The following is a 19,394-nucleotide window of genomic DNA, read 5'->3' on the forward strand; positions in this document are numbered from 1 at the left end:
ATGATGGTTAAGTCAGATGTATGCATAGTCGGATCGGGGCCTGGAGGAGCGCTGCTAGCCTATCTATTGGCCAAACAGGACATTTCAGTCGTCCTGCTCGAGAGGCATTCTGAAGTTGCACGGGAGTTCAGGGGCGAATTCCTGAACGAAGAAGGAGAAGGCATTCTGAAAAAGCACGGTTTATTCGAGAGTGTGGAAAGGCTTGGCTTGCTTAGGATGGAACAAATTGAATATTGGCATGACGGCCAAATGTTTAAAAGGATTTTCCCAGAATTGCCGGTAGATCATGTTGGGATACATGTCCCTCAGAATCATCTGCTTACTGCTATATTGAATGAAGCTGAAAAGCTGGACTCTTTTCAATTGATGATGAATACGAGGGTTACGGACTTGATTCAGAATGAAATGGGCCGGTTTTCGGGTGTTAAGGCCCGAAAGGATGGAAATGACCTGGAAGTGCATAGTTCATTGATAATCGGAGCGGACGGCAGATTTTCCATGGTTCGAAAAAAAGCGGGGATACCAGTAGTTATTAAAAATCATGGCTATGATTTACTGTGGGCAAAAATTCCCGCTCCAGAGGGGTGGAAGCCCTCGATCAAGATGGCATTGGTCAATGACTCCCAGGTTGCCCTCTTCACCCAGGCTGGAGGTTTCATCCAAATTGGATGGAATATAGAACATGGTTCATTTCCCCATTTGCGAAAACAGCCCTTTGAGCAATTCATTGAAGATTTGCTTATCGCCTTTCCTGAACTAAAAAAGGTTGTGTGTGAAAATATCCGCTCTTGGAATGACTTCATTTTATTGGATGTTTACAGCAGCTATTGTGAAACGTGGACAAAGGATGGCGTTGCTTTATTGGGTGATGCAGCCCATACGATGACGCCTACAGGTGCGTTTGGACTCAATTGTGCCATGAAAGATGCCGATATATTAGCCGATCTTATTAAAGGGTGCATCATGTGGGAGGATACTGGCTTCCTTGGACTTAAAATCGCTGAACCGGAAAGAAAAGCCGAAATTGAAAGATTACAGGCCATGCAGGTGGACAAGGAAATTTCCTTCGCAGCACAGTTTGCCGCTAATGTTTGAATAGGAGTGAAGGATATGAAATTCGGTTTTGATATTGACGATACCCTTATTAATTTGAGGGAGTTCGCTTTCCATCTTTATAATAAAAAGCTTAATAAGAACATAGAGTTAACGAAATTCAGAGCTTTAAAGACGTTAGAGATCCATGAAGCTTTCGGGCTTGATAAAGAGGCTGGGGGCAAGATGTGGAACAGCCTTGCCGAGGAAGTGTATTATTCATCCTGTCCAGCCTTCGAGGGAGCAGTGGAAACGCTGCAGGAGCTTGAACGCGATGGCCATGAAGTCTATTACATCACAGCCAGAAAAGCGGAGCATGGTGAACGGACGAAAAAATGGTTGATTGAAAACGGCTTTCCCGTTAAGGATGACCAATTTTACTGCGGCATGAAGGATCATGAAAAAATTGATACGATTCGCAGATTGGAATTGGATTATTATTTTGATGATAAACCGGCAGTGCTGGAAACTTTATTGGATATCCCAACGAAAGTGTATGCAATGGATAACTCCTATAACAGGGATTTGGATATTCCAAGACTGACAAGCTGGTTTGAATTAAAAGAAATACTCTCCAAATAATCGAATTCTCATAATGAGGGATGACTTGAATAGACTTGAGTCATCCTTTTTATGTATACTATAATGAATGGTTATTCATTTTTTTGGAATTTAAGAATCAATTCGTTGTAGAAAAAAACATAAGAGTTGGGGGTATTGGGATGGAGAGAAATATTGAAAGTTCTTTGATAGGCACGCTTGGGATAGAAATGAAGGAAATCGGTGATGGGAAAGTCATTGCGACGATGCCGGTGGATGAACGAACTAGGCAGCCATATGGATTATTGCATGGGGGGGCGTCCGTTGCCCTTGCGGAATCCGTTGCGAGTTTTGGCGGAATCCAGCTTGTAGATAGGACAAAACAAGCTGTCGTCGGTCTTGAAATCAATGCCAACCATGTAAGGAGCGTCCGTTCTGGTTTGGTTACAGCAGAAGGGAACATAATCCATCGCGGGAAGACGACGATGGTATGGGACGTGAAAATCCGTGATGAAGAGGATCGTCTTATCTGCATTTCACGCTGTACATTGGCCGTTATCGACTTACCAAAGTGAATCAGGGAACTATCGCTTTGAAATGTAACGTAATGATTTTACAGTGTCCGGTTTAAGTATAATATGGCAGTAGACTATTGTTTGAAAGGAGTTTTTTTATGCTGGTTGGTCATATACAAGAAATCACCCGCCATCCTGTAAAATCATTCACCGGTGAGCATGTACTGAAAACGAAGGTGATGGACTATGGGCTATATGGAGATCGCAGTCATGCCTTTAAAGACAAGCACGGGAAGTTCCTAACGATAACCCAAGTTCCCGAAATGGTCCGTTATCAAGCTGTTTTCTCTGGTGAGGAAACCCTGGAACAATATCCGGAAATAAAAGTGAAGACCCCTTCAGGAAACGTGCTGGCTTGGGGTGAAGAGGCCTTTAAGGAGGAAATGGAACGGTTGTTGAAACAGGAGGCAACATCCGTTGTTTATCCGCCTGCACATATCCCGTTCGGTGCGATTGAGGAAGAAAACATCCTGCTTGTCAGTGATGCCTCGATTGGCGAATTGAAAAAGCTTTGGGGAAAAGAAGTGGATGGCAGGAGATTCAGGCAAAATTTGGTGTTATCTTTAGTGGACAAAACACCCTTTTTAGAAGAGCAATGGTTCGGAAAAAGGATTCTGATTGGAAATGATGTAGAATTGGAGATAAAAAGGCATTGTGAGCGTTGTATGATCATAACAGTCAATCCAAGCGATTCCCAAAGAGATTCATCACTCTTGAAAACTGTCGTCAAGGAAAGGAACAATCATTTTGGCGTATATGCCTCGGTCATTCGAACGGGTGAAATCAGTTTAGGGGACCAAGTATTTTTAAAGGATTGATACATGAAAAGAGCTGCTCCTGTAATCAGGGCAGCTCTTTTGCAATGGCAGGAATCACCGGGTTTTCCTTAAATCATCCCGGACACTTCGATCCCACATTTTAACGCCTGAATGGTAAGCCGAGCGATTGATTAAATGCCCGGCAACAGGGCTGGTCATGAAGATAAAGATGATCGCGAGCACGACCCGGAAATCGAAAAGGCTATGTTTATAATAAAAATATAACAAGGTGCCAATCAGGATGAACATGATTCCAAGTGTCGAGCTTTTTGAGGCAGCGTGATTTCTTGTATAGACGTCGGGCAGACGGATGACTCCGAAAGCCGAGACTAAAAAGAGAAAGACCCCCATTAAAAGGAATAAGGCTGATAGTATTTCAACGATTGCGGTCATTTTCGATAATCTCCCCTTTCTCAAGGAATTTGGCGAAAGCGACCGTTCCGATGAAAGATAGGATTCCGAGCAGAAGAATGGCTTCCAGATAAGCGCTTGTATCCATGACAATGGATACAAGTGCGACGATTGCGATAAGATTTATTCCCATCGCATCGAGCGCGACGACCCGATCCGGTACAGATGGCCCTTTGATTAAACGGTATAAGAATCCTATCATGGAAAGCGAAACACCGAGCAACGCGATTTTAAGTATAAGATCGAACATTATTTGCTCACCTCCATGATCGCCTTTTCAAATGTATTTTTAATGCTGTCCACGGCTTCTTCTTTGTCGGCAATATCCATCGCATGGATATAAAGAATCCGATTATCCTCCGATACTTCAACGACAAGTGTTCCTGGTGTCAGTGTAATTAAATTCGATAGTATCGTAATTTCCCAATCCTTAGTTAGCGCGGTTTCGAATGCGAATATTCCAGGTCTCATATCAAGGCTCGGTTTAAGCACGACCATAAGGACGCTAACGTTGGAAAGTAAGAGTTCCCTTGCGAATATAAGCAGCAATTGAACGACGGCATTCACCCTGTTCAGGTAAAAACGGTCATTGAAAAAATGACGGAAGACGAACATGATGCCGAGCCCCAATACATATCCGATGATAAAAGTGCTCCCGTTAAACTCATTTTTCAAAAACATCCAGATAAACGCAAGGAACACATTCAGTAAAATTTGGAATGACATCAGGCACTACTCCTTTAAAACCGCTTTAATATAAATATCGGGATTGATTAATGTTTCTGCAGCTTGTGTAATGAATGGGTAAATCGATTCTGTTCCTACTCCGAATAAAACGGAAATGATAACAAGGAGGACGGCAGGAACCAGCATTTTATTCACCGTATTATTAGTTAAGGCATAATCAGCTTTTGGGGTTCCCCAGAAGCCATTCATGAATATTTTCATAACGGAATATAGAACCATCAGGCTGGAAAGTAAGACAACGGCCATTCCAAAGTAGGCCCCTTTTTCTGCAGCTCCCTGAAGAATCAAAAGCTTACCGGCAAAACCGCTGAACGGTGGTATTCCCGCCAATGATATGGCAGCTATGAAGAAAGTCCATGCAAGGGCCGGGTATCGCTTGATCAAGCCGCCCATATCCCGTAAATCATCCGATCCGCTGATTTTGATCATGATGCCAACCAGCAGGAAGAGCGCAGCCTTGATCAGCATGTCATGAATGATATATAGGATGGAGCCCGATAAGGCCTGTTCATTCATGACGGAGATGCCGAAAATGATAACCCCGACGGCGATGATGATATTGTAAATGATGATTTTTTTAACATCCCAATAGGCTATCGCACCAATGACACCGATGATGATGGTCAAGATCGCAAGTATCGCAAGGAAAGTATGAGTGAAATCCTGGTCATGGTAAAACATGAGTGTATAGGTCCTGAAAATGGAATATATCCCGACCTTTGTCAGCAATGCCCCGAATAGTGCCATCACCGGGATTGGTGGAGCATAATAGGACCCAGGGAGCCATTGGAATAGCGGGAAAATGGCTCCCTTCAAACCGAATACGATCAAGAAGCCAATTGCTATTACCGAGATGATTCCAGGTTGGTTTACCTCCGCTATCCTTTGGCTGATGTCCGCCATGTTCAATGTACCTAGAACTGAATAAAGGTACGCCACCATGATGACGAAAAAGGACGAGGAAAGCACATTGACGATGATATACTTCAATGATTCCCTCAGTTGGATTTTCGTCCCCCCCAGTACAAGCAGCACGTAAGAAGCCATCAGCATGACTTCGAAAAAGACGAATAGATTGAAAAGGTCCCCCGTAAGGAAAGCACCGTTAACACCAATCAGCAAGAATTGAAATACAGGATAATAATAGTGTCTTTCACGTTCTTCACCTATGGAGTAAAACGAGTAAAGCAGTATGGCAAATCCAATGATATTCGTGGTCAGGACCAGTAGCGAAGAAAGCATGTCTGCGACGATCACGATCCCGAATGGCGCATCCCAGCTGCCGACACCGAGAGTCAAGATCCCATGAGTATGAACCGAGAACACTAGATAAAGGGAAATCGCAATTCCTATAAGAGAGGAAAAAAGGGATATCCCTCTTTGCAGCTTGATTTTTTTTGAAAAGAAAATAAGAAAGATGGCTGTGAAAAGCGGCCATAAAACAGGCATGAAGGTAAGATTATTCATTCGTTTTCGTACCTCTCATTTCTTCCATGTCATCCGTACCGAGTTCCTGGTAGGTCCGGTAAGCAAGAACCAGCAGAAATGATGTGACTCCGAAACTAATGACGATCGCAGTCAAGATAAGCGCTTGCGGAAGCGGATCGACATAGGATGCAACTTTATCACTTAGCAATGGAACGGAATCGCCTTTCAGGCCGCCCATCGTCAAAATCAAAAGGTGGGCGCCGTGACTGAGCAGCCCAGTACCGATTATGATTCTTAAAATGCTTTTTGAAAGAATTAAATAGGTCGCACACATAAATAGTATTCCAATGACAATGGCCATTAAAAGTTCCATTATTCACTCTCCCCTATCGTTTGAATAATGGTCATCGTTACACCAACAACCACAAGATAAACACCCAGATCAAACAGTACCGCGGTATGAAGCGAGATGTGCCCAAGAAGAGGCAAATCGATATAATGATATACATGTGTCATGAGCGGCACCCCGAAAAATAACCCGCCGGCAACAGTCAGGCTTGATATGAGCAAGCCTGAACCAATCATTAGCTTATAGTCAATCGGCAAGATCCCTGCGACGGTTTTAATGTCGAAAGCGAGCAACAGCAAGACTATGGCAGCTGAAGTCATTAAACCGCCGACAAACCCGCCTCCTGGCGAATAATGCCCTCCTAAAAAGATGGCTACCGCAAAAAGCAAGATAACAAAGGCGGCGACTTTCGTAACCGTTTGGAGAATCAGGTCATTTTGCTTCATGATTTATTTCTCCCCCCTGTCAAACGCAATTTGATCATCGCGAATATTCCGAGCGCAGCGATGGAAAGGACACTGATTTCAAACATCGTATCAAGTCCGCGGAAGTCAACAAGAATGACATTTACGACGTTTTTCCCGCCTGCTTCCTTATAAGCATTTTCAAGATAGTAACTTGATATGGAATCAAATAGTTTATTGCTATGTGCCGATAAGGCAATCAGTGTCACGATGACTCCTACACCAATGGATATCAGGGCGTTATTCAACCTGAATGTCATCCGTTCTTCCTTTCTGCTTGCCATTAACGGAAGGTGGAAGAAACAGAGCAAAAACAGGGATACCGAAATCGTTTCGATGACCAGTTGAGTCAAGGCTAAATCCGGTGCCCGCAGCAAAACGAAAAATAAGGAAATCGTATAACCGACCGCTCCTAGAATGATAATGGAAGTTAAACGGGATCTTGCAAACAAGATGGCGATCGAGCTAATCACGATGATTGCCGCTAATACCAATTCATATAAGCCGATCGGGGCAAAATTTCCTGTATCCAATTTAAAGGCATCCTTCCAATAGAGTGTAAAGCCCAATGAAAGAATGAAGAAAAGGAATATGGAAAGCAAATACGTCCGAATCGAACCTGTCATTAAAAATTTCATGACGGAGGATGCTGATCGTTCCAGCCCCCTTATCCCGTTATCATAAAGAGCATTCAGGGATAAACGTTCAGGCATCCACTGGTGGATCTTTTGCCACCTCGGAAACGTTTTGTATAAAATGATTCCAAATGCAATGATGCCGACCGTCATCCAAAATTCAGGTTTAAATCCATGCCAGAATTCGATATGGACTTGGAAATCCGGACCCGCCAAGCTTGGCTGTATGCTAGCTACAGCAGGTTCAATGATCGATGAAGATAGCAAGTTTGGAAAAATACCAAAAATGATGACCAACGAAGCAAGGATGACCGGGGAAATCAACATCCCGATCGGTGCCTCGTGGGGCTTCTTGTCCAATAGTTGTAACTGAAGTTTGCCTGTAAAGGGCTTGAGCACGACGATCATGCTGTAAATAAAAGTGAATACACTGGCAACCCATGCTATAACAGGGAACAGTATGCCCCATGTCTCCATATTGAAGATATTCAATTCCAATACATGCACCATGCTGGCCAAGAACATTTCCTTACTTAAAAAACCATTGAAGGGCGGAAGGCCAGCCATTGAAAAAGCACCTATGGCGGCGACGGTGAAAGTAATCGGCATCAACTGCATCAATCCGCCAAGCTTCCTGATATCACGCGTACCGGTTTCATGATCAATGATGCCTGCAACCATGAAAAGGCTGCCTTTAAAGGTCGCATGATTAATTAGGTGGAATACTGCTGCAACCGTGGCTGCCAAATATATATTTTCCCCTAACGAATCATAGTGGAGAGCCGCCGCACCAAGTCCCAAAAGCGACATGATCAATCCGAGCTGACTGATGGTGGAAAAAGCGAGAATCCCCTTTAAATCAGTCTGCTTTATTGCAGAGAATGAGCCCCAGAACAAGGTAATCAATCCGGCAATCGAAACGAGCCAGAACCATAATCCGGATTCTGCAAAAATAGGACTTAAGCGGGCAACCAGATAAATTCCGGCCTTGACCATTGTCGCGGAATGAAGGTAAGCGCTGACAGGTGTCGGAGCTTCCATCGCGTCAGGAAGCCAGATATGGAACGGGAACTGTGCGGATTTGGTGAATGCGCCAAGCAGCACAAGCAAAAGTGCAGGAATGAAGAGCGAGTGGTCCATAAGTTCCCCGGTTTGTGCTATCAATTCACGTATACTGAATGTGTTCCCCATAATGGAAAGGAGAATGATTCCTCCAAGCAGGCTTAAGCCTCCAAGCACGGTGATCAGCAGGGATTTCTGCGCTCCATAACGTGAACGCTCCCTTTCGTTCCAATATCCTATCAATAGAAAAGATGATAAACTCGTGAATTCCCAAAATGAATAAAGGACAACTAGGTTATCGGAAAGGACTACGCCCAGCATCGCTCCCATGAAAAGCAAAAGGAAGACGTAAAATTGGTTCAGCTTTTCCTTCTCTTTCGATAAATAGAAAACCGAATACAGAACGACAAGTGAACCTATCCCTGTAATGAGCAAGGCGAACAAAAGTCCTAGTCCATCTACATAGAAATCAATATGAATTCCGAGTGAAGGAATCCATGCAGCCCTTTCCGTAATGATATCCCCTTGTTTGGTCAAGGAAATGAACCTTGAAAAATAGGTGAAAAGGAGAATCGGTAAAATCAATACAAACCATCCTGTATGTATTTGTCGGAATAGTTTGTATAATATTGGTACAATAAGTGCAAATAGAAACGGTGATAATACCGCCCAATGCAGTAAAGACATAAACTCCCCCCTTTTTAAAACGAAGTCATTCGTCTTATTATGCTTTTTTTACGCAATCTTAGACGTTAGAGAACCTTCGTTGAATATGCATTTTTGATTCGAATACTGGCCTCGCTTAAAAGTATAACGCAATTTATGTGGGTTTGCATGGCTTTAAGAACAGTGAAGGTCGACTAAAATGGAGTTTTATATATAGGTAGAAAAGGAGGGGAAATCGTCCCGAAAAATTTTAATTTAAAAGTTTTAAAGGGTGAATTAGTAGAAAATTCATTGTTAAAAAGTGGAATTGTTTGCATAATGTAGGGAAAAGGATGCATGGATGGAGAATTCATGAAAAACGCTTATTTACTTAGCTACTTTCCAATCATTTCAATCCTACTATTCAGCCTCTCCTTTGCCATTTATGGGAAAATGCAAATGCTCATGTTATTTAGAAATCTGCTGATCGTATTGCTCCTGAATTTTTTATGGTTTTTGCCGGATTGAAGTTGATCTCCGATACTATATGGAGCAGTCTTTATTATTCCTTTCCAAGGCTTCGGAAGGTAAAGCCCTGAACAGTGTAAGAAGGGAATCTGTCATATATGTAATTGGCGGTGCTTATTCATTGTTCAATACATCCTTATGGCGGGAGTGATATAGGACTGAGCAAAGGCAGTACTTAGTGTGTCCAACGCATAGCTGTCACCGCTATAATTCTTTGGACAATAGTTTTTGCTCAATAGCTTGCTCCGCTAACTGGCTGATTGATGTCAGCATCCGTTTCTTCTATATAGGGGGGCAGAATCAAGGAGTGGGGTTAATGGCTGACCCTGGCTGCCGATAGTTTTGGTATGCCTGATTGAAAGAATTTTTTTTATAATCCTTTTCCCCAATCAAAGAGACAAGCTCGTGCGTATGATGCTGTATAACCACTAAAGCTTCCTCGATATCATTGCACCGATTTTTGATTGTACAGCAGTCTTGGGCTTTAGTTTACAGCTTGGTATCGAGTGCGGTATGGATGGTTACACCGGAATCAAAAGCTTTTCAATCCTTTTATCCAGCTCCGCCTCACCTGATGGCGTATAGCCACATCGGAACCTTGCAGGGATGTTATGAGACCTTCAGACGATGTCACTAGGTTTTTCAATTCCTGATGAGCATATGTCACGTAATCGGGATAATAAGTCGACCGAGGTGGACAAGTCTAATTTAATCGTACTTCCGATCTTCGGCACATTAAGAGTTTATAGTTTTTCGGATTATTAAGGATTACTGCCAGTAAGGTGAGTTCTGCCTTTGATAACTTCCCAGTCGGTTTACTGAAATAATACTGGGAGGCAGCTTCGGTTCCATATGATCCATTACTGGAAATATATCGTATTCAAATATAGCTCCATGATTTCCGGTTTTGAATTTTTTCGCTCTAATTGATAGGCGTAAAAGAGTTCATTAAGTTTTCGGTTATACGTCCTTTCATGGGAAAGGCAAACACTCCTGGTGAATTGCTGGGTAATGGTACTGCCGCCTTGTTCGATCGTTTTATTTTGTGAATTGATAAGATGCGCCTTCCATGCCGGACAGGCCAACACCTGCATGATCATAAAAATTTGTGATCCTCCGTTATGCTGAAAGGGAAATGGTTTTCCAGAAAAAGGGGATGTCATCAAGTTTAAGGTAAGTCCGTTTTTCACCATTGGAAATTTCACTGATCACTTTCCATTTGCAGCCGTCATGTAATTAGTCCTGAGCCAGCTCTATCGAATCAATGGGATTCCTAAGTGAAGTACATGATAGGGAGTTTGGGCTAAGGATCACTTGTGATAGGAAAGGAAAATGAAAAGGACAATACAGGAACTGTGAAGAAAATCGTGATATAACCAAGATACGTGCGCATAGTTCAACTGCCTAACTAATATATTTTTAGTATATTCTTGGCGATAATGCAGGGATTAAAGAATGGTACTTTCGGTTCGTCCAAACACTAAAACCAATTAAGGAAAATAATATATAGTTTTGAGTAAATCAAGAATGATGGCAGAAGTCGTATCTGAATGGTGTAATATGATCCAATGAAAAACTTTCTAAATCTTCTGTTATAATATTCTCATGAGAAAATAAAAACCAATTTTTGTTTGTATGTTGACGTCAAGAATAAGAAGGGGGTCATTAAAATGGAGGAACAACAGCAATATGTATTCATTGATTTTGAATTTACGATGCCGGAAGGAAAAGCGAATCCAGTAGGTTTTTATCCAGAAATCATTGAGGTCGGTTTAGTCAGCGTCATTAATGAGACAATTCAGGAACAATTCTCTTCTTTTGTTAACCCATTGAAATTTCCAGTCCTAACGGGGAGATGCAAGAAGTTCTTGAATATTACCCAAGATCAGGTGGACCGGGGGATTTCATTTGAAGAGTTGATTTCTTTATTGAAGAAAATAGATGAGCAGCACCCGACGACGATTGTGACTTGGGGAAATATGGACATGAAGGTACTTCGCCAGAACTGTCAGAAATCAGGATTGGATTTCCCTTTTTCAGGAAAACAAATAGATCTTTGCCTGGAGTATAAACGCTTTTTCGGAGATCAAAATCAAACCGGACTTTGGAAGGCTGTACAGGCCTATGGCAAAGAAGGGACAGGCAAGCATCACAGGGCGTTGGATGATGCAATTACGACATATAATATATTTAAGTTAGTAGAGAAAGATAAAAGTTATATGCAAAATCATGAACCGACGACAATTGGCGATCGCATTGATTTATCAAAGGTATTGAATCATTTAGCGTTATAAAAGCCAAATCATATACTACTGATTTGGCTTTTATGCTTTATTTGAAATAATCCGCCGCCAGATCTTCAAGCAGCTGTAAGCTTTTATCATTCCACTCTGTGTTTGCTTCGCTTAAGGTGCGTTTCATTTTCTCAACAGCTTCTCTTAAGGACTCCTTATACTCAGGAATTTCCTCTTCAAAGTCCCTTACCATATTCTTAGGTACATTGGTTTGCTCTCGGAATGCAAGAGCACGCCGCTGATGGAACATGGACACTTCTGTTTGCTTCGGGTTATGAAGATCCCCCTGCATGGGATGCTTCATGACAGCCAACACTTTAACAAGATATGCAGCAGGTCTGATATCGGTGATTTCCCCGATGTATTTTCCGGTTTTATATATGGCGGTAACCTTATCGCCGATTTTAAAATCCTGTTCTGACATTTCCCTACCACCTTTCTTTTAACTTCCTTCATGATACATAAGAACAACGATTTTTCACAGCGAATTCGTTCAATTTCGCAAAGATGCTTTTTTTATGAAAATCGTGTAAAGTGTACAAATGAAGATGGAAAATGGCGTTACAGGCCATTTATTTTAAAAAAGAAAGAGGGTATATACAATGACAAATTTTCCACAATTAACAAGTGAAGTTTTGGAAAATGAAAAAGCGGTCATCATGCAAACGACGATGGGCGATATTAAAATTAAATTATTCCCTGAGCTGGCTCCAAAGACAGTGGAAAATTTCATGACTCATGCTGAAAACGGTTACTACGAAGGAATCATTTTCCACCGTGTCATCAAGGATTTCATGCTTCAAGGCGGAGATCCGACAGGTACTGGAATGGGGGGAGAAAGTATTTGGGGAGCTCCATTTGAGGACGAGTTCTCCATGCAATTATTCAATTTGCGTGGAGCTCTTTCCATGGCAAATGCTGGCCCGGGAACAAATGGCAGCCAATTCTTCGTCGTACAGGCCCAGCATGTAGACAGCAGGATGGGTGAGCAGATGAAGCAAGCCGGTTATCCGGAAGAAATCATCAACGCTTATATGGAACAAGGCGGCACACCATGGCTGGACCATAAACACTCTGTTTTTGGACAGGTGGTCGAAGGCCTGGACGTTGTTGATACGATTGCTAATGTAGAGACAGTTGCGGGAGACAAGCCAGCAGTGGATGTAGTCATTAAAGGAATCACCATTTTATAAATAAAAGAGAAGCGGGGGGCTTAGTGCCTCTCGTTTTTTTAGGTTTTAGCGGATTTGCTCCACTAGTGGATTGTTCTGGCAATTGATATAATGGGCTAAAGCATTTTAATTCCTATCAGGAAGGATGTATCGAATGGACTTTCTCAATCATACTTTACTAGGTTTGTTTCTTTACTTTCCAGAAGACAAGACTGAATATATCTCTGCAGGTATAACATGCTTCATCTTTTTAGTAGCAGCCGTTTTAACGATGAGGGCAATTATAAGATATTCAAAAAAAGAAGAACTGAAAACTAAGCAATTCGAAGATGAAGTCACTAAAAGGAACCAGCGTATAAAGGATGATACTATTTCTTGATTCCGGAAGATGCGAGTGGATTCACTAAAGTTCCAGCCTTTTTTTTTGCTAATTAGAATATGAATGGTATTATGTTTTGTTAGAAGGCCGTAAAGGACCTGAATGAAGAATAAACTGTTCCCTTATCAACATAAGCAATTTATACTATAAGCATAGAGATAGAAACTTTGGGGGCGTAAATAGTTATGCAAATCGTAGCTAAAAGAATGATTGCGACGGATACAGTTAAGAGTTTTTTCATTCAGCACTGGGAGACGACTCAAGTCGTTTTTTCAAGAGGTTTGTTTCATTATGCGGAACTTGAGGGTTTTGGAGTGATGGACGAGAATGAAAAAATCATGGGGTTGGGAACGTATAAGTTGTCCGACCATGTATGCCAAATCATTTCTTTGAATAGTGAGCATGAGAATCAAGGAGTGGGCTCATCGTTGCTTTATGTAATGGAAAATACCGCCAAGGAGAAAAATTGCCATACTATTAAAGCGATTACAACGAACGATAATTTACAGGCATTGAAGTTTTTTCAAAAGCGTGGTTATGTCATTGCGGAAATCGTTAAAAATGCGGTTGAAGAATCACGGAAAATCAAACCTGAAATACCATTTTACAGTTTTGAGGGAATTCCTATCCGAGATGAGATAATACTGGAGAAATACTTATAATGCCTGAATTTTGATAGGGGGAATAGGGATGTTTAAGAAAATTGCGGCTGATGCCCTTGGACTTAGTGATATTGGAAGTGTGATTAGCCCTGCCAATTATGACAAGGTGGATGCAGATGACTATATCATGCATGAAGACGAGGAAAAAATTTATTTCCTGATAAAATCGAAAACCGATGAGTACTGTTTCACGAATCAAGCGTTCATACATTTGGACGGGACAAGTGCCATAAGCAAAAAACGTACACTTACAAGATATAGCTACAGCCAGTACAATATTTCCAGCGTAACACTTGAAACGGCAGGGACCGTGGATTTGGATGCGGAAATTAAATTTACGATCGGTGCAAAGACGTTCTCCATTGATGTCCATAAGAAGTTCATTGAAGAATTAAAGGACTTGTTCAAATCATTAGTTAAAATATCGGAAATTTGCCATGAGAATGAATATGCCCTTCAATTTGCACAGCAAAGCGTAAACCTTGCTTCTTCCACTTTGAACCAGGTTCGGACAGAGGGAAGCCAAATGGCTGCAAGTTTCAAGGAAATTAATTCCGCAGCTTTCGAATGGTTGATGGACAGTCGGAAAAAGTACCATGTGAAAGATTTTGGCTATGTTTTTGAGAAATATATAAATAATTAAAACAAGGAGGCGAACACGGAATGATGTGTCCGCCTTCTTTTTTAATTGTTCAAATCACTCAAACCAGGGCTGTGTTCATTTGGCATATCTGGCATTTCCGGGACCGGGAATCCTTTTGGCGGCTCGGTAACGGCAAGGTTTCCGCCATTTCGGCTCGGTGTCTCCCCTTGGAAAATTTCGCCGATTTGAGTTTGATCCAGCCTGAAATTGAATTGAGCATTATGATAGCCCAAATCCACATATTTTCGGCATTCAGGATATTTGTTCAAATCATAATTAGGTATAGGGAAGATCTTCCCCCAGCTGACCCCAAGAGTTTCCAATGCCTTGGCAAATGCATTTTGATGGGCATTGTCGCGGACCATTAAAAATGCCAGTGTTTCACGCATTGCTTTATTGGAGCTCATTTCATATATCCTCGACTTTTGCAGAACCCCCGTAGATTCAAGGATGACATTATTCAAAAGGTTCGCCACAAGATTGCCGTGATCATAAACCCAAGATCCATTCCATGGATTGCCGCCAGCGTCGACGGGCAGGGACGCTTTCGCACCGATTATGAAATGATGTGGATTTGCACCACTCTGGATGGCATCATCCAATGGGGCACCATCGATCCCGGAATCTCCGGGCATATCCCCACCAGCCTCATTCAGCAACTGGTTGATGGTTGATTGGACAAGTTCTACGTGGCTTAGTTCCTCTAGGAAAACCCCGCGGATTAAATCACGATATTGTTTAGCGTTGCCGCGGAAGTTGGCACCTTGGAAAGAATACTGCATCATCGTCCGCATTTCACCGAATTGCCCTCCAAGCGTTTCCTGAAGAACCTTTGCTGCATTGGGATCAGGCTTATCTGGAACGATCATATTGATTAAATCTTCTTTATAGAAATACAATGAAAGCCCTCCTAGAATCAATATTTCTAATTTAGCTTCTGTTGCCTCAATTAAATTATTCCTAAGGTAAAAAGTACCTTTATGGAATGAAGGGAAGAGAGAAATACTAGAGGGAAGAACGATTTTGAAAGGATGTTGCACATGCTATCCAATCAGCAGCTAAAAGAATTTCAACAGCAATTGCAGCAAACGAAGCAAGAGTTGAAAGAGCGATTAAATGATTCAGGCAACTACGATTTAAGAAGAAGCTTGGAGGATTCGACAGGTGAGCTATCGAGTTACGATAATCATCCCGGCGATGAAGGAACCGAGTTATATGAACGGGAAAAGGATTTGGCCCTTTCCGAGCATGATCGGGATGAAATAAGGGATATTGATCGAGCGCTTTCTGCCATCGAGGCAGGTGAGTATGGAAAGTGCGAGGTTTGTTCAAAGGAAATACCTATTGAACGTTTGAAAGCCATGCCTACAACGACTTATTGTGTCGAGCATACCCCATCACAGGAAACTTCCGGCAATCGGCCGATCGAAGAGGAAGTGCTGGGCCCCCCATTTGGAAAGTTTGATTATGATGACCGGCACGAATCGGTTGCTTACGATGCGGAAGATTCGTGGCAGGATGTTGCCAGTTATGGAACATCTGAATCGCCTTCCGATTTTGTAAATCCGCCAAGCGATTACGAAGATATGTATGTTGAGTCCGAAGAAAATATCGGATATGTCGAAGATTATGAAAATTTTGTTGGTGTGGATATATACGGTAAAGAGGTAACGGTTTACCCGAACTCCCAATATCAAGAATTGAAGGAAGAACTTTTTGAAGAAAATATTCAAACCCCGTTTGGTGATTTGCCGCGATATGAGCATGATCCTTATGTTGATGAAGAGAAAGATTGAAAAAAAGAACCAGGATTTTTTAAACCTGGTTCTTTCTTTTATGAAAAAGCCAATTTTAAACGGTTTAGACCTTCCATCATCATGCTGCGTGAGCAACCTAGATTCATTCGGACGAAACCTTCTCCGCCAGGTCCATATTTTGAACCAGGCTCCAATGCGAGCTTCCCTTGATGGATCAGCCGTTCCTTAATTTCCTTGTCATTCAATCCAAGATCACGGCAGTCAATCCATAAAAGGTAAGAAGCATCCGGATGCATGACATGCAAGGAAGGGATTTCAGCAGCAATGAATTCCTCAGCCACTTTTATATTATCCTCAATGTAGCCAATCATGTCTTCCAGCCAGTCTAAGCCCTCTCGATACGCAGCTTCCATCGCTGTTAAAGCGAGGATGTTAAGGCCATGGAATGCCAATTTCGTTTGTGCCTTTTGCAATTTCTTCTGCAATTTTTCATTACTGCTGATCAGGAATGAAGCCTGAAGGCCGGCAATATTGAATGTTTTACTCGGCGCCATTAACGTGACGGTTATGTCGGCTAACTTCTCTGAAAGCGACCCTATCGGATAATGTCTGGATGTTGTATGGAATAAATCAGCATGAATCTCATCACTGACGATGACTACATCATATTTTTCACAGAGCTCCCCGATTCGGAGGAGTTCTTCTTTTGTCCAAACGCGTCCGCCAGGGTTATGTGGACTGCAAAAAAGGAAAAGCTTCACTCCGCTTTTCAGCTTGTCCTCAAAATCAGCGAAATCAATCTGAAAGCGATCTTCTTCTATGATAAGGGGACTATTGACCACTTCCCTGTCATTATTTTTGATCATATCAAAAAATGGTGTGTAGACGGGTGATTGTAATAATATTTTATCGCCCGGGTCCGTGAAAGCTTGGATTGTTGTACCAATTGCAGAAACGACGCCAGAGCTAAATGAAATCCACTCTTTATCGATTTGCCAGGAGTGCCGGTCTCTTAGCCAGCGTTGAATTTCGGTGAAAACCGCTTCGGAAGGGACGGTATAACCGAAAATTGGATGATTCAAGCGTTCTATTAACGCTTTTTGAATGCCCTCAGGAGATGGGAAGTCCATATCGGCAACCCACATTGGCAGAACATCTTCGCGCCCATACAATGATTTGAGCGAGTTTTTATCCCATTTTACGGATCCTGAGTTTTCTCTGTTAATGTGTTCTTCAAAAATTGACTTGTTCAAAATGTCCACCACCGAATAAAAATTTGTCGTCTTCGTGAAAAGCCTGTTGTTATGATACTATGATAACATGTTCTTTGAAAATATTGAGCAGGTGATGAATTATGGATACACAGCAAATGAATTTAGCGTTGGTTGCCGTTTTGCAAGAATGGGACCCTTTCCAGATAGGATGGGATCTATATGAACCGGAAATTGCGGATACGGTCGTAGCAATCCGGGATATAGATAGCCCGCAGGAACTGGCGGAAAAAATAAAGTCCATTTACGAGTTCGCTTTCGATGAAACCGTTAAGATGGAAAAATGCCTGGAAGTTGCACAGAAACTGCTCATCATAAAAAATGATGCCAGCTGTTCGATCTAAAGGTGAAAAAGGGTGTACCCAGAAATAAGGGTCACCTTTTTTACGTTGTTTTTTTGCTATTTACTCATAGTTTGAGCTGTTTACTCGTGAGTTTGAGCTGTTTACTCGTGAGTTTGAGCTGTTTACTCGTGAGTTTGAGCTGTTTACTCTTGAGTTTGAGCTGTTTACTCGTGAGTTTGCGCTGATTACTCGTGAGTTTGAGCTGTTTACTCTTGAGTTTGCGCTGTTTACTCTTGAGTTTGCGCTGTTTACTCGTGAGTTTGCGCTGTTTACTCGTAAGTTTACGCTGTTTACTCGTGAGTTTGAGCTGTTTACTCGTGAGTTTGCGCTGTTTACTCTTGAGTTTGCGCTGTTTACTCGTAAGTTTACGCTGTTTACTCGTGAGTTTGCGCTGTTTACTCGTAAGTTTACGCTGTTTACTCTTGAGTTTGTGCTGTTTACTCGTAAGTTTGAGCTGTTTACTCGTGAGTTTTGTTTTTTTAAGTTGGGGAGGCTACACCAAGAAATTCCTTAATTAATTGATAAACCTCTTCCGGTTTCTCCTCTGGAAGAAGGTGCCCGGTATCCTCAATGACAACAAGCTCGGAATTAGGCAGGTCATCATGGAGCCTTTGGCCAATATCCAACGGTACCACTCTATCATGCCTTCCCCATATAAGCAGGCAAGGCGTATGGATATCACTAAGGTCTTCCTTCAACAAATCGATTTCCTTATCTCGGAGCATCCTCCCCAATGCACGGAAAATATCATGCTTCTTTATGAATGGCCCTAGATAGCCCTGTCGCATTTCATCGTCAATCATGGTCGGGTCATGAACGACATTTTTCAAGTTCTTTTCGATCCCTGACTTTTGTAAATACCGTTTTATCCCGAATGAAAAGAAAGGCAGGTAACTGACCATCTTCATTTTTTCCGAATAGCCGGGCTGATAGCCTGATCCGGCAAGGAGGATGGCATGGTCGACAAGATCAGGATGTGATTTTATGAGCTGCAGGGAAATCTGCCCGCCCATGGAATGGCCGATAATACTGAATTTCCTGATGTTTTTCCCCTCCAAGAACAGAACAACGGATTTAGCAATGTTCCGGAATGAATATGTATATCGATAATCCTTTCCGCTTTGCCCAAATGGGGGAAGGTCTATTGAGATCACATTGAATTCCTTGATCAAATAGGGCACTAATTTACGGAAACTGAAGCTGGATGACAAAAATCCGTGAAGCAGTACAAGTGTGGGGAAGGAATCATCCATATGGTCATATTCAAAATAGATTTCTATATTTTCCACCCGTTCAATGCCTTTGATTGTATGAATTTCCATATAAATCCCTTTCTCCTCCGGTATTAGTCATAGATACAAGTGTGTGTTCACCTGAATATCCCAAAAAAGGTCCTTAAATACTGTTGCATAACAGTAATTGTAATAATTACGATGAAAAAAGACAATTACTATAACAGGTCGCCAACCAATTTTGATATAATAGTATAAGTTTATCCTGACAGAATAGGACTTATTAATTTATATTGTCATATAGGATTCTAAAAAAGTCTAATAAGGTAATTCGTGAGACTATCTG

General features: G+C 42.0%; 25 protein-coding genes. 12 read left to right on the forward strand and 13 right to left on the reverse strand.

The features are described from left to right. The 4 genes from N9I19_RS06410 to N9I19_RS06425 all read left to right on the forward strand — a co-directional run bounded on the left by N9I19_RS06410 (position 1) and on the right by N9I19_RS06425 (position 3,025). A complete protein-coding gene (locus N9I19_RS06410; RefSeq protein WP_317777293.1) occupies positions 1–1,095 on the forward strand; it encodes an FAD-dependent monooxygenase in 1,095 nt (364 codons plus the stop codon). A gap of 15 nt (positions 1,096–1,110) precedes the next feature. Further along, complete coding sequence (locus N9I19_RS06415) at positions 1,111–1,674, forward strand: 5' nucleotidase, NT5C type (protein WP_089361868.1); 564 nt, start codon at positions 1,111–1,113, stop codon at positions 1,672–1,674. Between the two features lie 140 nt (positions 1,675–1,814). Then, on the forward strand, positions 1,815–2,207 hold the full coding sequence (locus tag N9I19_RS06420; protein WP_061465446.1) for a hotdog fold thioesterase: 393 nt from the start codon (positions 1,815–1,817) through the stop codon (positions 2,205–2,207). Positions 2,208–2,305: 98 nt separating this feature from the next. Further along, on the forward strand, positions 2,306–3,025 hold the full coding sequence (locus N9I19_RS06425) for an MOSC domain-containing protein (protein WP_317777294.1): 720 nt from the start codon (positions 2,306–2,308) through the stop codon (positions 3,023–3,025). Positions 3,026–3,079: 54 nt separating this feature from the next. On the opposite strand, the gene mnhG is transcribed toward N9I19_RS06425, so the two are convergent. The 7 genes from mnhG to N9I19_RS06460 are packed head-to-tail and all read right to left on the reverse strand — an operon-like array spanning position 3,080 to position 8,808. Continuing rightward, complete coding sequence (gene mnhG / locus N9I19_RS06430) at positions 3,080–3,418, reverse strand: monovalent cation/H(+) antiporter subunit G (RefSeq protein WP_317777295.1); 339 nt, start codon at positions 3,416–3,418, stop codon at positions 3,080–3,082. Next, positions 3,402–3,686: a Na(+)/H(+) antiporter subunit F1 gene (locus tag N9I19_RS06435; protein ID WP_061465443.1), complete on the reverse strand. Its 285-nt coding sequence runs from the start codon at positions 3,684–3,686 to the stop codon at positions 3,402–3,404. Before N9I19_RS06435 ends, mnhG begins: the two co-directional genes overlap by 17 nt. Next, entirely contained in the window at positions 3,686–4,162 is a 477-nt protein-coding gene (locus N9I19_RS06440) for a Na+/H+ antiporter subunit E (RefSeq protein ID WP_317777296.1), read from the reverse strand. The genes N9I19_RS06435 and N9I19_RS06440 overlap by 1 nt, the downstream gene beginning before the upstream one ends. Positions 4,163–4,168: 6 nt before the next feature. Further along, positions 4,169–5,650, reverse strand: coding sequence for a Na+/H+ antiporter subunit D (locus N9I19_RS06445; RefSeq protein ID WP_089361864.1), 1,482 nt, complete (start codon positions 5,648–5,650; stop codon positions 4,169–4,171). Further along, positions 5,643–5,984, reverse strand: coding sequence for a Na(+)/H(+) antiporter subunit C (locus N9I19_RS06450; RefSeq protein ID WP_317777297.1), 342 nt, complete (start codon positions 5,982–5,984; stop codon positions 5,643–5,645). The genes N9I19_RS06445 and N9I19_RS06450 overlap by 8 nt, the downstream gene beginning before the upstream one ends. Then, on the reverse strand, positions 5,984–6,406 hold the full coding sequence (locus N9I19_RS06455; RefSeq protein ID WP_089361862.1) for a Na(+)/H(+) antiporter subunit B: 423 nt from the start codon (positions 6,404–6,406) through the stop codon (positions 5,984–5,986). The genes N9I19_RS06450 and N9I19_RS06455 overlap by 1 nt, the downstream gene beginning before the upstream one ends. Then, the gene (locus N9I19_RS06460; protein WP_317777298.1) at positions 6,403–8,808 is read right to left on the reverse strand and encodes a Na+/H+ antiporter subunit A; all 2,406 of its coding nucleotides are present in this window, start codon (positions 8,806–8,808) and stop codon (positions 6,403–6,405) included. Before N9I19_RS06460 ends, N9I19_RS06455 begins: the two co-directional genes overlap by 4 nt. Positions 8,809–9,313: 505 nt before the next feature. Between N9I19_RS06460 and N9I19_RS25190 the strand changes: the two genes are divergently transcribed. Further along, entirely contained in the window at positions 9,314–9,445 is a 132-nt protein-coding gene (locus N9I19_RS25190; RefSeq protein ID WP_353957958.1) for a DUF5366 family protein, read from the forward strand. A gap of 552 nt (positions 9,446–9,997) precedes the next feature. On the opposite strand, the gene N9I19_RS25195 is transcribed toward N9I19_RS25190, so the two are convergent. Next, entirely contained in the window at positions 9,998–10,174 is a 177-nt protein-coding gene (locus N9I19_RS25195; RefSeq protein ID WP_411730411.1) for a transglycosylase domain-containing protein, read from the reverse strand. Then, positions 10,155–10,394, reverse strand: a complete 240-nt coding sequence (locus tag N9I19_RS06465) for a transglycosylase domain-containing protein (RefSeq protein ID WP_284469348.1) — start codon at positions 10,392–10,394, stop codon at positions 10,155–10,157. Before N9I19_RS06465 ends, N9I19_RS25195 begins: the two co-directional genes overlap by 20 nt. Positions 10,395–10,964: 570 nt before the next feature. Here N9I19_RS06465 and kapD point away from each other — a divergent pair. Then, positions 10,965–11,588, forward strand: coding sequence for a 3'-5' exonuclease KapD (gene kapD / locus N9I19_RS06470; protein ID WP_061465435.1), 624 nt, complete (start codon positions 10,965–10,967; stop codon positions 11,586–11,588). Positions 11,589–11,625: 37 nt separating this feature from the next. Here kapD and kapB read toward each other — a convergent pair whose 3' ends face one another. Then, positions 11,626–12,012 (reverse strand): kinase-associated lipoprotein KapB, encoded by a 387-nt coding sequence (kapB, locus tag N9I19_RS06475; RefSeq protein ID WP_317777299.1) that lies wholly within the window; start codon positions 12,010–12,012, stop codon positions 11,626–11,628. A gap of 178 nt (positions 12,013–12,190) precedes the next feature. Here kapB and N9I19_RS06480 point away from each other — a divergent pair, with 178 nt between their 5' ends. The 4 genes from N9I19_RS06480 to N9I19_RS06495 all read left to right on the forward strand — a co-directional run bounded on the left by N9I19_RS06480 (position 12,191) and on the right by N9I19_RS06495 (position 14,444). After that, a complete protein-coding gene (locus N9I19_RS06480; protein WP_284469350.1) occupies positions 12,191–12,781 on the forward strand; it encodes a peptidylprolyl isomerase in 591 nt (196 codons plus the stop codon). A 133-nt stretch (positions 12,782–12,914) separates the two neighbouring features. Beyond that, the gene (locus N9I19_RS06485) at positions 12,915–13,139 is read left to right on the forward strand and encodes a hypothetical protein (RefSeq protein ID WP_089361857.1); all 225 of its coding nucleotides are present in this window, start codon (positions 12,915–12,917) and stop codon (positions 13,137–13,139) included. A gap of 185 nt (positions 13,140–13,324) precedes the next feature. Continuing rightward, the gene (locus tag N9I19_RS06490; RefSeq protein WP_089361856.1) at positions 13,325–13,801 is read left to right on the forward strand and encodes a GNAT family N-acetyltransferase; all 477 of its coding nucleotides are present in this window, start codon (positions 13,325–13,327) and stop codon (positions 13,799–13,801) included. A 28-nt stretch (positions 13,802–13,829) separates the two neighbouring features. Further along, positions 13,830–14,444: a PH domain-containing protein gene (locus N9I19_RS06495; RefSeq protein ID WP_061465430.1), complete on the forward strand. Its 615-nt coding sequence runs from the start codon at positions 13,830–13,832 to the stop codon at positions 14,442–14,444. A gap of 41 nt (positions 14,445–14,485) precedes the next feature. On the opposite strand, the gene N9I19_RS06500 is transcribed toward N9I19_RS06495, so the two are convergent. Beyond that, positions 14,486–15,343, reverse strand: a complete 858-nt coding sequence (locus N9I19_RS06500; RefSeq protein ID WP_317777300.1) for a manganese catalase family protein — start codon at positions 15,341–15,343, stop codon at positions 14,486–14,488. A 141-nt stretch (positions 15,344–15,484) separates the two neighbouring features. Between N9I19_RS06500 and N9I19_RS06505 the strand changes: the two genes are divergently transcribed. Then, a complete protein-coding gene (locus N9I19_RS06505) occupies positions 15,485–16,240 on the forward strand; it encodes a TraR/DksA C4-type zinc finger protein (RefSeq protein ID WP_317777301.1) in 756 nt (251 codons plus the stop codon). 38 nt (positions 16,241–16,278) lie between these two features. Here the strand turns inward: N9I19_RS06505 and N9I19_RS06510 are convergent, their stop codons facing one another. Further along, positions 16,279–17,454, reverse strand: a complete 1,176-nt coding sequence (locus tag N9I19_RS06510) for a MalY/PatB family protein (RefSeq protein ID WP_317777302.1) — start codon at positions 17,452–17,454, stop codon at positions 16,279–16,281. Between the two features lie 101 nt (positions 17,455–17,555). On the opposite strand from N9I19_RS06510, the gene N9I19_RS06515 reads away from it, so the two are divergent. Beyond that, entirely contained in the window at positions 17,556–17,816 is a 261-nt protein-coding gene (locus N9I19_RS06515) for a DUF1871 family protein (protein WP_089361851.1), read from the forward strand. A 479-nt stretch (positions 17,817–18,295) separates the two neighbouring features. Here the strand turns inward: N9I19_RS06515 and N9I19_RS06520 are convergent, their stop codons facing one another. Further along, positions 18,296–19,138 carry an alpha/beta fold hydrolase gene (locus N9I19_RS06520; RefSeq protein WP_284469353.1) on the reverse strand — a complete coding sequence of 281 codons (843 nt, stop codon included), beginning with the start codon at positions 19,136–19,138 and terminating at the stop codon, positions 18,296–18,298. Positions 19,139–19,394: the final 256 nt, after the last annotated feature.

It is taken from the genome of Peribacillus sp. CSMR9 (genome assembly GCF_033141925.1).
GTDB classification, from domain to species: domain Bacteria; phylum Bacillota; class Bacilli; order Bacillales; family DSM-1321; genus Peribacillus; species Peribacillus simplex_A.